The following is a 13,684-nucleotide window of genomic DNA, read 5'->3' as shown; positions in this document are numbered from 1 at the left end:
TATGCAAGACAAAATCGCTCAAGAGGTACAAGATGCCCTTACCGCAACTCCAGAAGAAATCAATTTTGAACAACTTCAAAACGAAGATAGTAGTCCACTTAACCAACCTGTAATTGAAAAAGACATAGGTGGCGAGCGTCCTGTTGAAGCCGATGAAGAAAAACAAAAAAGCTGGAACGTTTGGAAACCAGAACAAGAGCATAAAACCCTTGATGAACTAGAACCTGGACGCAGTGGAAACACCCAAACCGATTTTAGAACTAAGGTTGAAGCTAAGGTCGAAAAGGAAAAAGCCCAAGAACCACTTGATGCTCCAGAACAAGAAATTAACGGAAACGGATTTGATACCGAAGCTGATGAAACCGTAACCGACCAAGATTTTGAAGTACCGCTCGCACAAGCAAATCAAGCAGCCGATGCGATATTGGGAATGTCTAACAATGTTCTTGCAGTTGGCGGTGGTTATTTCGTAAAAATCAGAAAGCATCAAGAGTTCTATGAGTTTGAAGAAATCATTCAAGTTGTAGATCAGCAGAATGATAAAAATGTTGAGCGTATCAAGCTTGATAAAGAAGATCAAGCGCTCTTAAGGCCATTACTCGCTCAAGTCCTGCGTAAGAAAGCTAAAAAGCTTACGCCAGAACAGCAATTAATGGGTGCGGTTATTTCTATTTTAATGAAAAAGGCACAAGTCGTTATGGAAGTACGTGCCGAAAACAGTCTACTTGAAAATCGCATTCTGGACATCGTTCGTCAGGAAAAAGGAGAAACAGAAATTGAAGATATTAAGGAGGAAGATGAAAATAAGGACGATACAGATAGTTCTGATTACGCTTTCGCGAAATCGAGCGTGCGAGATTCACGACCGCAGGGAGAGCGCAGCGTTAAAGCGCAACCAGAACAAAAGCCATTTAAAGAAAAAGAAATTAAACCAGAACCTACCATTCAAGATATAGAAGTCGAAGAAGTCGATGATGATATTCCCATCATAGATGTTGCCGAAGAACCACAAAACAATTCGTAATGTCAGGAACTACATCTAATCGAGGTCGTAAGCCTATAAGCTATAAGAAAGAAGATTTAGAGCGCCAACCGATGATTATGCTGGTTTGTGGAGAAACTGGTGTTGGTAAAACCTATCGCAACAAACAAGAGATCAAACACTATATGATGGATCATTTAGTGATAGGAAAGAAAGGTCGCAAAGTTTTAGCTTTTGACACTAATGATGATGATTACCCACAATTCAGAACCGTAAGCCCAAATCATTTAAAAGCACTTACCAAAGTATCTTCACGCAGAATTAGACCATTTAATAGTGATGGTTCGCCTATGGATAATGACGAAAAGAAAGAAGTCATTACTAAGATTATGAAACACTATAAAAATGGTCTCGTAGTCCTAGACGATATTGACCATTATATGACAGGTGCAAAAGGACAGTCTATGATTGGTGCACTTTGTACAGTGCGTCATAAAGGGATTGATATTGTGCTTACACACCAATCTGTAGCAAAAATCACAACCTCTGAATGGCAAAACTGTACGTGGTTGCGCTTACATCATCAAGTGGATGATGTCACTCGCTATAGAGAGCGTATTCCTAAATATCAAATGGTACGCATAGGTCAGCTTATCGTAGATGAGCAGTATGAATTATGTTCTAATGCCTTTGCAATGGGTAAGATTACTGAGCTTGAATATAAAATCCAGAAGAGTTTTTTTGTGTACGTGAATATGCGAGAGCAACGCATTAAAGGTTGCAGTCGTGCTGCATTTATAAGAGCTTGTAAAAAGTTCATCGATCAGGAAGAAAGCAGAAAAGTAAAGATGCTTTTAAACGAACAGGATTTTGATGGAAATAACATTTACAAAACTAAGAACGAGGCTATTGTAAAAATGATTTCTGAAAAGTTACGTTATCACGAGGATGGGTTGAGTAGTCCAATTTAGATTAATTTATTTCTTTTTTTAGATAATCTATAAAAAGACAAAAATCTTGATGTTGTCCTGAAAGGACTTTTGTTTTATACTTTACATCTAACTCTAATTCAATTATTTCAGATTTGCGCTTTTTATCTGTAAACAAAACATCTGAAATTGGCAATCCTGTTGAAATTCTGGATATATCAATTTGGTCTCCGAAATCTTCAGTCTTGTTATAAAGTGAAATCAAAGCTTTTAAGGAGTGTCGAATATCTAAAGTAGGAATACTATCAAAACCTGTTCTCTTCAATTGGGCTTTTAGATGGATGATATCCTTTTTTTTGAATTTATGAACATTTAAAAGTCTCCATATTATCGAATCAATCCAATTGGGGATTTTAGTATTGCCCATTTGGTCTCCCCTTAAAACGGTTTGCCCTTTTTTTAACAAATCGTCTAAACGTTCTATGAATTTATCAATGGTAAGTTTTTTGGTTAATAAATATAAAGTTCTTTTAGTTTTAGGATCAACTCTATTGCTGCCAACCGCTTTTCTTATTTGATTAACGTCATTAACACCGAAATTCATTAACTCTTTGCTCTGAATATTATGAGTAAAAAGTTCATCGTACGTCTTTTTATTTGACAACACTTCTTTTGTATTGAAATGAAAAAAAGTATTAAGTGTCTTATTGTTTTTTCTTAGTCTACTTGAAATAAGTTGAGTAACAACAAGCAATTCGGACTTATATGTTAAACCATCAGATAGGCTACTCAAAAACCCATCGTGATCTGAAGCGTCTAAAAAACCTTTAGGTACTGTTTCAATAAGATGCTCAGAAGAAGTTGGGCATACGATTTTACCAGCTTTGTAAGCTTTCAATAATAATTTTTTTATCTCTTTCCATTCAACATTAGAATTTCTATCCATCATTTCACTTACAGCAAATTGGTCGAGGTAGATGATTTTCTTTTTTGAGATACTATTATCCATATTACAATCAGCAATATAATTATTTCTTCCTCCGTCCCAAAGTCCCTTTCGCGACAGCGGAAAAACTACCATTCATTCTCAACTTCGCAGTCAATCAAGGTTTAGAGACCTCGCCAAGTAATTCAAAACGAAATCAATCAATAATTAAACGAATGGCAAACAAGAACGACATCGCCTGGACACCAATTCTGTATTGTGTGGGAGCAGGCGTCGCTGGAATCGCATTAGGAACTTTTTTAATTGCTCCGATGATGCAAAAAATGAAAGCTAAAAAATTAGCTGAAGCAAAGAAACCAGTAACTGCAAGTCCAACTAAAAAATAGTGTTTAGAGACACTTTTGGACACCAAAACAAAAGTATCATCCTGTTTTTTGAACAGGCAAACAATGAAAACAAATGAAAGATTATAACGACGAATTAATGCGTTACGAGGAAGCTGCTGAAGATCAGTATGACGACTACGATAACGACGAGATGTACGACGATGAAGAAGACGACTTCGATACTGGATTTGAAGGTTTAGAAGATGGTTACGACGAAGAGTACGAAGATGAATATGATGATTACGACGACTACGCTGATGAAGGCGAGTACGACGATGATGCCTATGATGATTATACAAAATCGAGCATTGGAAAAATAGATCCTAACGACAGAACCCTTACGGTAGTCGTGACTAACAAGTCTGGTGCTCGTGCAGAGGCAGTCATCTTTGGTGGTAATGCAGAAGCTGCTCAGCCTAACGGATTAACCGTTGAGATTGAAGAGTCCAGCCATAAGGAAGTACGTGAAGAGAGTAAATCAAATCCGTTCAAGATTGCGGGAATGAAATACTCTGTGAGTAACGCACTGCAATTTGATAATGTGCTACGTATAGATCGTAGAACCGCTTCCGGATCTAAAACGACCAGAGTGTATCAACCACGTAATGCGACCTCGCCTCAAAACTTTACCCAACAACTCATTGACGATGACAACTTCGAGATGGATGTTACAGGTCAGGATTCCCTGCGTGTATCTGTAGAAGATGGTGTGACGGCAGTATTCACATTTACGATTAAAGCGAGAGCAAATCTGGGTAACCTTTTAAAAGGCACTAACGTGGCAGAGCTTTCAAGAGCACCACGTACCACTGGGCTTCCACAGTTGGATTTAATCCGAAGAAAAAGACCGACAGCATTAGGTGTGCGTCCTAGACGTAGAGTGGTGAGACGTCCTACTCGTAGAGTTGTAAAACGTCGTAGACTAGTCAGAAAACCGGTGGCGAGACGTCCAGTTTCTCGATTGGTAAGACGTCGTAGACGATAGTCCTGTAATAAGGAACTCGTCCAGACTTTGTACCTAATACCAGACAGCCAGAGTCGGTTTTCCCCTAAACCATAAACTCTGGCTGTTCTTATTGAAAACAAGATGAAAAACTCAAAACAAACACCTTCACTAGCTCAAAATAGAATCGATTATATCGTCTATCACAATACAGATGATGTGTCAAAATTGTTATTTGAGTATGGTTTTGAAGCGCCCGAAGATCCTAAACACCTCGCAGAAGCTATAAAAGAACTTGCCCGTAAAAAAGGGCGTAAAGTTATTAAAGAGCTCATACAATTACATCCCGATAAGCAGGCCATTTTAAAGCTTAGCCAACCCAAAGAAGACAACTTTTGTGGTGCTTGCAGCAACGACTCTTATAATACAGAAAGTAATTTCTGCAAAGCTTGTGGGCATTCTAATTATTCAGGGACAGGCGATGAAGTCAGTTTTCTTAACCAGTTTGAGAGCTATTCTGACAAGGACTTAGAACGCTATTACCAAACCATCGTAAAACGATCTAACGCTCAAGCAGATGACAAGAATCTTGCGCAGGAAGTGCAAATGGTTTGGAACGAAGTGCGCATTCGTAAAGAAGCAAAGAAAAAAGAAGAAGAACCTAAACCACAACCGCATAAAACCTTCAGCGTGACTAAAGATGAACTCCTACTTTTTGGAGTGGTTTTCATTGCAGGCGCATTGGTCGGACACGGTTTAAAATTCAATTTTAGCAATGTCAAATAAACAATCACAATATAATCAGGCGATTGACAACCTTACTTATTTGGTTCTCAATTATCCAAAACCTGTTCAAGAATTACTTGCTAAAAGCAATGTGTTCTTTCAAGGTAAACCATCAAAAGAGCAACTCGTAAATGAGGTGGTTGACCTATTAAAAGATGGAGATTACGCTTTCGCGAAAGCGTTAGAAAATTTAATCGCTCGATTCTCATCACAAGAGAACGATCAATTTTGGGGAGCGATTGCCAAAGGTGCTGTAGGCATTATAGGTGGACTCTTTAAGAAAAAGAAACGTGGAGGTTCATCTAATAATGGCGCAGCTCAAGCAACTGCACAAGCAAGAGCATCTGCCCAGGCTGCTGCGGCTAAAAGAGATATGGAAATGCGTATGCAGCGTATGCGCGAAGAGCAAGAACGCAAACGTCGTGAGGCAGAAGAAAGACGCAGACAAGAGGAAGCGCGTCGTCGTGAGGAAGAAAAGAAGAAAGCCGAAGCTGCCAAAAAGAAAACCAATATGATGCTAATGATAGGTGGCGGTGTGGTCGTCTTAGGTATCGGAGCGGTAGTATTAATGAAATCGGGACGTCCACCAATGCCTTACGGACAGCCACCGGTGCCAATGCCGAGATAAAATGACAAACACCTACGCACTTACAGATTATGATGTTTATCAGGACGAAGACTACGATAACTTCGGAGGCAGACGTCGTCGTAGCAGAAAGAAACGCCGTACGCGAAAACTTTTAAAACGCAGACGGTCTTCTAAACCAAAATTAAGCAGACCACCTGTAAGAAGTCGTCCCAGAGTAGTTCGTGGTCGTCCTATGAAATTACCGCCTATTCGAGTCAAAACCATTCCTGTGATTCGTAAGAAAACGGTACAACCGAAAAAAGCGGTCATCAAAACTAAAAAACCACCAGTCAAAGTAAAGACACCCATAAGCCACTTGATTAAAAAATTAAGTCCTGCGGTTGTCAAAACACCATTATCTGCTATTGCAAAAGCCGAAGTCAAACAACTTCAAGCTAACCAAGTAGAAGCCAGTAAAAAGACAATGAAGTCTGACAGTAAGGTGAGCAAAGTGGTTAAAGTAATTGCTGTCGTGGGAGTTGCAGGTGTAACAGGATTTGGGATTTATAAATTCATTCAAAACAAAAAATTACAAAATGGACATATTAGCACAAGTAAATGAAATAGACACCACGGTCTCAGGAGAAATCAGTGATGGGTTTTTGAGTGCCTCAATTAAAAACGTCGGAGAAGGAAAAGCTTTGGTTAATGGAGTGGTTTTATTTCCAGGCGAAGCAAAGGGTTATCCTTTTGTGGGTAAAGGTTATAAGAAAATCACCTACGATCCTGGAGCCTCGACCTTAAGAATAATGCAAATTATCTAATACCCATTTATGATTTTAGGAGAAACAGAAAGCATTTTAAGTCGCCATCTACAAGATGAGGATTACGATGACTTTTTTGGAAATAAAAAGAAACGTAAAGCAAGACGTGCCAAGCGAAAAGCAAAACGTGTCGCCAGAAGAACGGTAAGAAGATCTGCTCCAAAACGAATAGAGCGCAAAGCAAAGCGCACAAAGTTCTTTAAAGATGTAGGACAGATTTATAAAGAAGCTGGAGGCGCTACAGCGATAGGTCAAGTAATCGATTCGTTTACTACACCAAAACCTTTAGATGGATATGGCACTAACACAGAACTGCCTTCAGACTTCTCTGTAGACTTAGGAGCTCCAGAAGTTCCAGAAGAAGAGAAAAAAGGGATTCCTACCATCGTTTATGTTTTGGGTGGCGTCGTAGTTGTCGGAGTGATTGGACTTGCGGTAATGAGTAGTTCTAAAAATAAGCAATACCAACACTCTCCTCAGTGATAACAACCATACCATCAAATAGAGAACGCTTTCAGATAAAACTGACCATTATGGCTTTGATGCCTTTTGAGTTGGGAATTCGTGTGTATGATCCTGAGCATCCTAACAGCTATTATTTTAGGAGAAAAGCCGCTTTCGCGAAAGCGAACTCAAAACGAGAATTTGTGATCGCATTGCCAGTCTCTCCAGAAGTACTGGAAATGGAAGTCTTTGATAAAAACCACTCAGATGACGATGCTTTTGAAATCGTCAATGTGAAAATTGAAAAAATGCCAGCACTTGCGGTTTGGGCGACTGACGACCAACATCGTTTCTTAGAATTTGCAATTCAGTTTGCGCAAAAAGCAGGATATGTACCTCCTGGTTTTTATGAAAGCACCGACAACGAATTTCTGTTTCAATATTTAGATAAGATTACAGATCCTTTTGGCGCAGAGCTTATCACACCTGCGAGAACGCATCGAAAAATGCCGAGAGTACAGATTTCTCAACGTTTGTTTAAGTCTTATACGATTCCTATTCGTGTGGCGATTTTGGCACACGAAGGCTGTCATTGGTTCTTAAATACACGCAGTCAAACTACCGCAGATTTATGCGGTATGAAACAATACCTCGATTATGGTTTTCCCACCATTGAAGCCGTGTATGCAGTAACAAAAGTGTTTGGTAAAAATCCAGAAATAGTCGGTGCTTCACAAATTGAGCGTACCAAAGATATTATCAATTTTATAGAAAATTATAGAGCCAATGAGTAGAGCAATATATACTTGGTTAGACAAGCAGGCAAGTTTAAAACGTTTCTACGCACAACTTCAAAAAGAGAATGATGTTGTACAAGTAACGGTTACAAACCATACGAAGGATATTAGAAAAGTATGTCTTTGGGGTGCGATTGCTTGCACACCTCTTACTGACCCAATGTTTATAAATGAAGAAGGAATAAAAAGTGTAATCGTAGATAAGCAACCACAAGAGCTGGTCTATAATGTTGTTACAGACTTATTTTATGTAGTGAATCAATTAGGCGATTCTGTCTCGGTGGTTAATCCTTCAGGAGAACTTGTCACTACAATTGACTTGTTGCAAGGTAATTCTCAGACTGATAGTGGATCTGGAATTGGCGAAAGAAGAGCTGTCAATCCGACAATTTTAAGCGTTCCAGGTAGTATCAGTCCAGTTGCTTTAGCGGTAAATACATCTGCTAATAGTGTTGAATACGGAGTAGTTGCGGTAGCTTGTTCAGTTTCAAACGAAGTCGTTTTTATCAATAGAGATTTTTCAATTTTAAGAAGAGAAGCTGTTGGTAATCGCCCAGTAGATATCGTTTACAATCCTGTGGATCAATGTTACTATACAGCAAATTTAGTTTCAGGGACAATCTCTAAAATTTGCATCAATCGTAGAGTAAATAACCTGCCTTTAGTACCTGGAGCAAGAACACTTGGGGTTGATACCGACTCAGGCGATTTATACATTCATAATATAGTGGATGGTGCCATCAATGTATATGATCTTCAAGGCAATCAAAAAGGAAGCGTAGGTTCTGTGGTGGCAGATATTGTTTCGTTTCAATTCCATCCAGTGACCAAGAATATGTATATGGTACTGAATAATTCAAATTCTGTTTCGGTTTTAGACACCGTAAGATTTGGAGCCATCACTAAATTAAGTGTTGGAAAAGATCCTGTGGCTATTGCTTATAATCCGCATAATGGATTGATGTACGTAGGGAATCGAGGCGATCAAACGTTTAGTAGAATTAGCCCAAAGCATCAAGTAATAGATACTATTAAAACTGAAAGTTTTGGACTTGGGTTAGCAATTAGTTCTAAGGAAGATATTATAGGCGTGAGCAACTCTGCAGATGATACAGTTGGCATTTCGGGATTACAATCAGGTCCTACCGTAACAGTAAACGAAGAATATTATGAAGATCGTGAAGACTTCCAGCATAATCCTGCAATGGTTGGTCACGTCAAGCTGGTTGCTTCTGGAGAAGACCGCATCAATGCACTACAGATTACAGAAAAGTCCGTCACTGGTACCGAAATCTGTAAAACCATCTCGTTGAGTAATAGTCAGAGTCCTCAAAACTTTGCTAACGTGTCAGAAGTATTTGACTTTGATGGAAACTTAATAGATGGACACGTGACGTGGTGTTTTAAAATTAATCCGTTCCAGCAAGTGACTTTTCTAATTTATTACAATCAAATCGAGATGTATAATATGCTTCCCGAAAAATCAAGAATATCTACTGGTGTCCAAATGAGTAAGGGCATTCCAGTATCGTGGCTCGATAACCCTAAAGACGAGCCACCTAATGAGTCAACTTATTAATATAGCCTTAAGCCAATACGGTGTAACCGAAATTGTAGGCAAAGAGCACAATCCCATTGTTCTAAATTACTTCAAAGAAATAGGACACACTTGGGTCACAACCGATGAAACTGCGTGGTGTTCTGCGTTTATCAATTGGGTAGCACTCAAGGCGAAAGTAGAACGAACTAACAAACTCACTGCTCGTTCTTGGCTGCAAGTTGGTACCGAAATCAAAGAACCCAAACTCAACGATGTGGTCGTCTTATGGCGTAGTAAAAAAGCCAGTTGGAAAGGTCACGTAGGTCTATTCATTAGCTATTCAGAAGACAAAAAATACATCTATGTCTTGGGTGGTAATCAGAAAAATCAAGTCAACATCAAAATATATCCTGTCTATCGCTTATTAGGCTTTAGACGCTTATCAGCTATAAACTCTTAAATCACAGAAGATGCAAAAAGTAGATTATCTCATTATACAAAGTACCGACACCAGCGAAGCGAAAGACTTCGGTAAGGAAATTATTATCAATCAACATACGCTTCCTAAAGATAAAGGCGGCTTTGGTTGGAATCGTCCAGGCATTGATTACCTCGTACTTCAAGATGGTGTTTTACAAACCATCATAAGTGAAGAAAGCCCAACAACTACAGATTTATGGGGAATCTCTCACGGTCAAAACGGTATCACGGGAATTGCCAAACACATTGCTTATGTAGGTGGCAGAACACTCAAGGAAGCTTGGGACAAAGACACGCGTACCGATGAACAAAAAGCGGCACTTGAAGCGATTGTAAAGTTCTATATACTGCGCTTTCCAGACATCATTATTGCAGGTTTTAATGAAATCCCTACCAAAGCAGATGAAGATAGTCCAGGATTTGAAGTAGCAGAATGGCTCAGAGAATTAGACATTCCCGAGCATAATATTTATAAGAGAAAGTAGATGAAAACGATTTTGACATTAGGTGTTGGTTTTTGGTTGGGCAGGCAGCTATATATCAATTACGATAAGCGCACCGCTTTAAAAAAAGAAGCGCAACTCAAAGCTCGCCTTCAGCAATTTTTAGAAAAGAACGATTTCAGTAAAACCGATAGCAAAAAACACAGTAATACCATTTTCAGAAGTAATTAATGGCTATACAAGTAAACATAGATAACCGCATTTTTTTAGTTCCAGAAGCAGACGATCCGTGTGATTTCTGGACAAGCTATTTCGCCAAATTGAAAAGCGAATTAGGTCAAGAGAATGCAAAAATGATATGGCTCATTACTTGGAAATCTAATGGTTCAGCAACTTGTACGACGAGTCCCAACTTTAACAAATGGCTCCATCAAAACAACCTTGATGTTTCCAATATGGCAACCAGAACAATTGCCGATTTATCTGAGATACGTGGAAATATTTTTGGCTTGGGAAAAAGTTTGACGAAAGTATTATCGATTGGAGTGCCTGTGATACTTGCAGTTGTGTTGGTTGGAGTTATCGTACTTCTTAAAAATTCAGCAAAAAATGCGGATGTATCAGATTTAGCAATGCTCACACCTGCAGGTCGTGGCTTAAAATTGTTGGGCAAATGAGTATGACGTATAAAATTATAGGCGCCAGTGTGGGAACACTCTTTATAGGAACCACGTTTTTCTCAATGAGAAAGCGTAGTCGTGACTTACGCACCAGCAAATTACTGACTGCTATTCAAGCACAAATTCAACCAATTTCAAGTGGACTGACCTCGCAAAATGCTTTTGATATTCATTTTTTGAATAAGGTGTTACAGACCGTAAATCGCGAAGTATTGGTAGTAAAAACAAGTACGGCTTCTCGCTATGCAGACCAGATTCACAAAGCTTGGGGAAGCTGGTATCAAGGTGGCGATGATGAAGAACAAGTCTACGGAGTCTTCCGCAAGATGAAAGATAAAGTTCAGGTGTCACAAGTAGCAAAAGCCTACCAAGAAACCTATTCAAAAAACCTAATTGACACGCTCAAAGACCGCTTTGACAAGGAAGAAATAACCATAGTGCTCAACATCGTGAAGGCGCTACCTAATTACAGAACAGCTTAATATGGAAATCTCAAAAACAGGATGGTGGATGATAGGTGGCGCGGGACTTGGCGTTATCGGGATAGGTGTTTTTGTTACGCTTTCGCGAAAGCGTACAAAGCAACAAGCACTTAAATCCACAACAACCGCATCTGTTGGAACTGGCGTGCAAGTCACTACTGGAAACGTAGGAACGACCAAACAAGAGCCGAACTGGAACAGTCCATTTGATATGAACTACCTAACTGACGTTCAGAAATGGGTAGCGCCCAAAAGCATTCAAGTACTGGACGATGCCTCGGCTAAGAAACTGGCTAAAATCATTAAGGATGCGAAAGGCACTTTTAATGATGATGAAGAGGCCATCAAAGATGTTTTTGGTAAAAAGTTGCGTGATAAAACGCAAATCGCCAGTCTTTCTAAAGCATATTATCAACTCTACAAAAAAGATATGTGGCAACACTTGAATAGCTTTTTAAGCCAAAGTGAAATGAAGGAATACGTCTCAAATTATGTGCAACGCCTTCCTAATTATCAATCGTAAATCGAACCAATGAAACAGAAATCAACAGCAACAAATCCATCATTTATGGCTAAGAACAAAGACCTTTTAGTGGTAGGTGGTGTTATCGTGGTACTCGCAGGAGCAGCCACCGCGTATTATTTTATGACCAAAAAAAAGGAGAAAAAAGAAGCTGCATTAGCGAGCGCTTCTTCGTCAGGAATTACAACAGTACCAAGTAGTTCATCCAGCTATCAAACGCCACCTTTTATTCCGAGTTCTTCAACATCATCAAGTTCAAGTACGAAACCAGTTATTACTAAAACAGGCTATCCTATCAAATATGGAAGCCGTCATCCTGATGTGAAAATATTACAGCGTTACCTGAAAATCTACAAAGAAGATTTAGGTAAAACGGGACCAAAACGAGATGGTGTGGATGGACAATTTGGACCTAAAACTTCACGAGCTGCGCAAAAGCGATTAAAGAAAACAGTATTCACACAAGCCGATATCGCTGGAATGCGAAAAGCGCTGTCAAGTCTTGGGAAATAATGAGCGAACAAACGATGCAAAAAGGATTACTTATCGCTGGTGGGCTTTTGGGATTAGGATTATTGGGTTACGTCCTCTTTAGAGATAAAGAACAAACTGTTGAGGATGCTGAATTTACCATTGTTGAGGAATCAAAATCTGAAAAAGAAGATAAACCAATACCTGTTAAAAAAGTGATTCCTGTTGTAGAAATAAAGCCTATTGTTTCCTTAGAAAAAGAAAAGAAAGCAATTGTCAATAAGCCCGAAGTACTGCCAGAACCCAATGATGATTTCCCTTTAAAATTAGGAAGCAAAGGAGAACGCGTCTATCAACTACGTGTGTATCTCTTGAAAAATCACGGAGCAGCAAAAGGCATAATTACTGATGAGTTTGATGCCATTACTGAAGAACGTGTTTTAAGACTTTACAAAGTAAAAGAAGTGTCAGAACAGCTATTTAACGAACGAAAAATGGGTAAGATAAAAAAGCAACAAAAAGATGGCAGAAAAGAGAAGCATTAAAGATTTAATAGACGGTCTGGTAGATAAAGATGGTATCAAAACAGAAGTTACAGTCACACTTACCAATCAAACATTAACCAAGATAATTCTTGCGCTATTAGCTTCTGGAGCAACCATAGTTTTAGTAGCACATTTGACTAAGAATCTATTTCCTAATCATCAAATAGTAGCGTTACAAGCAGATATTAAAAGCATAAAATCAACCCTTAAAACACAATTAAAATGATAGAAATTTTAGCACACATATCCAATTATTTAAACAGTCTGGACTGGGCTTATATACTCACCTTTATAGTGATTGCTTATGGTCTTAATCATTACCGCTCAACCAACTTTTTCTATGAAGTCTTTAAGCTCAAAATTGCGACTCGTTATCGTGTGCTCATAATTGGCATTATTTACGGCGTTGCGCTGTTTTTCTTGAGAGGTTATCAAATAAAAATGATTGAGTGTTTATTACAGTCTTTTGCTTTTGCATTGGTCTTTCATAAACTCTTATTAGAGAAGTTTTTGAACAAGCTATTTCAAACGAAACCCAAAGAGTAATGAAGTTTTGGAAACCTTTTTTATTAGTGCTTTGGATTGCAGGGATTATTGTCTTGCTCATCTTTTACATCATTCCGCACGAAGAAGCTTTGAACAATGACACTATTCAGAAATTAGAAGAGGAAAACGAACTACTCTCAATTGAGAATGTAACCCTTGATGAAGAAATAAAAAGGCTAAAAAAGCAAACGGATAGCTTAACTGGTAAAATAGTCTCAAGCCATAAAACGATAGAAAATTTACAAAATGCACTGGATGAAAAAATTAATACTATTGATAGGATGTCTGCTCTGGACTTGTATGAGTATTTCTCAGGATTTACAGCCGATAGTACAAGATATAAAGAGTAAAAAATACTTCTGTTTTGAT

Annotated in this window: 23 protein-coding genes; 22 read left to right on the top strand and 1 reads right to left on the bottom strand. The window is 38.7% G+C overall.

Going from position 1 to position 13,684, the window contains the following annotated elements:
• The first annotated feature begins 1 nt into the window (after position 1).
• Both HM990_RS13755 and HM990_RS13750 read left to right on the top strand, forming a co-directional pair.
• Complete coding sequence (locus tag HM990_RS13755) at positions 2-1,024, top strand: hypothetical protein (protein ID WP_042269957.1); 1,023 nt, start codon at positions 2-4, stop codon at positions 1,022-1,024.
• Positions 1,024-1,953, top strand: a complete 930-nt coding sequence (locus HM990_RS13750) for a zonular occludens toxin domain-containing protein (RefSeq protein WP_178989485.1) — start codon at positions 1,024-1,026, stop codon at positions 1,951-1,953. The genes HM990_RS13755 and HM990_RS13750 overlap by 1 nt, the downstream gene beginning before the upstream one ends.
• 1 nt (position 1,954) lies before the next feature.
• Here HM990_RS13750 and HM990_RS13745 read toward each other — a convergent pair whose 3' ends face one another.
• The gene (locus HM990_RS13745; protein WP_178989484.1) at positions 1,955-2,992 is read right to left on the bottom strand and encodes a hypothetical protein; all 1,038 of its coding nucleotides are present in this window, start codon (positions 2,990-2,992) and stop codon (positions 1,955-1,957) included.
• An 80-nt stretch (positions 2,993-3,072) separates the two neighbouring features.
• On the opposite strand from HM990_RS13745, the gene HM990_RS13740 reads away from it, so the two are divergent.
• The 20 genes from HM990_RS13740 to HM990_RS13645 all read left to right on the top strand — a co-directional run bounded on the left by HM990_RS13740 (position 3,073) and on the right by HM990_RS13645 (position 13,665).
• Complete coding sequence (locus HM990_RS13740; RefSeq protein ID WP_178989483.1) at positions 3,073-3,243, top strand: hypothetical protein; 171 nt, start codon at positions 3,073-3,075, stop codon at positions 3,241-3,243.
• Positions 3,244-3,316: 73 nt separating this feature from the next.
• Positions 3,317-4,228, top strand: a complete 912-nt coding sequence (locus HM990_RS13735) for a hypothetical protein (protein WP_042269951.1) — start codon at positions 3,317-3,319, stop codon at positions 4,226-4,228.
• A gap of 102 nt (positions 4,229-4,330) precedes the next feature.
• Entirely contained in the window at positions 4,331-4,972 is a 642-nt protein-coding gene (locus HM990_RS13730) for a hypothetical protein (RefSeq protein ID WP_178989482.1), read from the top strand.
• Complete coding sequence (locus HM990_RS13725; protein WP_178989481.1) at positions 4,962-5,600, top strand: hypothetical protein; 639 nt, start codon at positions 4,962-4,964, stop codon at positions 5,598-5,600. The genes HM990_RS13730 and HM990_RS13725 overlap by 11 nt, the downstream gene beginning before the upstream one ends.
• Before the next feature lies 1 nt (position 5,601).
• Positions 5,602-6,162: a hypothetical protein gene (locus tag HM990_RS13720; protein ID WP_042269947.1), complete on the top strand. Its 561-nt coding sequence runs from the start codon at positions 5,602-5,604 to the stop codon at positions 6,160-6,162.
• Entirely contained in the window at positions 6,137-6,364 is a 228-nt protein-coding gene (locus HM990_RS13715; RefSeq protein ID WP_042269945.1) for a hypothetical protein, read from the top strand. The genes HM990_RS13720 and HM990_RS13715 overlap by 26 nt, the downstream gene beginning before the upstream one ends.
• Positions 6,365-6,373: 9 nt before the next feature.
• Positions 6,374-6,847 (top strand): hypothetical protein, encoded by a 474-nt coding sequence (locus HM990_RS13710; protein WP_042269944.1) that lies wholly within the window; start codon positions 6,374-6,376, stop codon positions 6,845-6,847.
• On the top strand, positions 6,844-7,602 hold the full coding sequence (locus HM990_RS13705) for a hypothetical protein (protein ID WP_042269943.1): 759 nt from the start codon (positions 6,844-6,846) through the stop codon (positions 7,600-7,602). Before HM990_RS13710 ends, HM990_RS13705 begins: the two co-directional genes overlap by 4 nt.
• The gene (locus tag HM990_RS13700; protein WP_178989480.1) at positions 7,595-9,184 is read left to right on the top strand and encodes a YncE family protein; all 1,590 of its coding nucleotides are present in this window, start codon (positions 7,595-7,597) and stop codon (positions 9,182-9,184) included. The genes HM990_RS13705 and HM990_RS13700 overlap by 8 nt, the downstream gene beginning before the upstream one ends.
• Positions 9,168-9,605, top strand: a complete 438-nt coding sequence (locus HM990_RS13695) for a TIGR02594 family protein (RefSeq protein ID WP_042269937.1) — start codon at positions 9,168-9,170, stop codon at positions 9,603-9,605. The genes HM990_RS13700 and HM990_RS13695 overlap by 17 nt, the downstream gene beginning before the upstream one ends.
• Before the next feature lie 10 nt (positions 9,606-9,615).
• Entirely contained in the window at positions 9,616-10,110 is a 495-nt protein-coding gene (locus HM990_RS13690) for an N-acetylmuramoyl-L-alanine amidase (RefSeq protein ID WP_178989479.1), read from the top strand.
• Positions 10,111-10,299, top strand: a complete 189-nt coding sequence (locus HM990_RS13685) for a hypothetical protein (RefSeq protein ID WP_042269933.1) — start codon at positions 10,111-10,113, stop codon at positions 10,297-10,299.
• On the top strand, positions 10,299-10,745 hold the full coding sequence (locus tag HM990_RS13680; protein ID WP_178989478.1) for a hypothetical protein: 447 nt from the start codon (positions 10,299-10,301) through the stop codon (positions 10,743-10,745). The genes HM990_RS13685 and HM990_RS13680 overlap by 1 nt, the downstream gene beginning before the upstream one ends.
• Positions 10,742-11,230 (top strand): hypothetical protein, encoded by a 489-nt coding sequence (locus HM990_RS13675; protein ID WP_178989477.1) that lies wholly within the window; start codon positions 10,742-10,744, stop codon positions 11,228-11,230. Before HM990_RS13680 ends, HM990_RS13675 begins: the two co-directional genes overlap by 4 nt.
• Positions 11,231-11,258: 28 nt before the next feature.
• A complete protein-coding gene (locus HM990_RS13670) occupies positions 11,259-11,753 on the top strand; it encodes a hypothetical protein (RefSeq protein WP_081908501.1) in 495 nt (164 codons plus the stop codon).
• Positions 11,754-11,762: 9 nt separating this feature from the next.
• Positions 11,763-12,266, top strand: coding sequence for a peptidoglycan-binding domain-containing protein (locus tag HM990_RS13665; protein ID WP_178989476.1), 504 nt, complete (start codon positions 11,763-11,765; stop codon positions 12,264-12,266).
• Positions 12,266-12,769 (top strand): hypothetical protein, encoded by a 504-nt coding sequence (locus HM990_RS13660; RefSeq protein ID WP_178989475.1) that lies wholly within the window; start codon positions 12,266-12,268, stop codon positions 12,767-12,769. The genes HM990_RS13665 and HM990_RS13660 overlap by 1 nt, the downstream gene beginning before the upstream one ends.
• Entirely contained in the window at positions 12,747-12,995 is a 249-nt protein-coding gene (locus tag HM990_RS13655; protein ID WP_042269925.1) for a hypothetical protein, read from the top strand. Before HM990_RS13660 ends, HM990_RS13655 begins: the two co-directional genes overlap by 23 nt.
• Positions 12,992-13,315, top strand: a complete 324-nt coding sequence (locus tag HM990_RS13650) for a hypothetical protein (RefSeq protein ID WP_042269923.1) — start codon at positions 12,992-12,994, stop codon at positions 13,313-13,315. Before HM990_RS13655 ends, HM990_RS13650 begins: the two co-directional genes overlap by 4 nt.
• Positions 13,315-13,665: a hypothetical protein gene (locus tag HM990_RS13645; protein WP_178989474.1), complete on the top strand. Its 351-nt coding sequence runs from the start codon at positions 13,315-13,317 to the stop codon at positions 13,663-13,665. Before HM990_RS13650 ends, HM990_RS13645 begins: the two co-directional genes overlap by 1 nt.
• The last annotated feature ends 19 nt before the right edge of the window (positions 13,666-13,684 follow it).

The sequence above is a fragment of the Winogradskyella schleiferi genome (assembly GCF_013394655.1).
In the GTDB taxonomy this organism is placed as follows: domain Bacteria; phylum Bacteroidota; class Bacteroidia; order Flavobacteriales; family Flavobacteriaceae; genus Winogradskyella; species Winogradskyella schleiferi.
The sequence above is the reverse complement of the archived record's forward strand: the minus strand, read 5'-3'. Positions and strand labels throughout refer to the sequence as shown.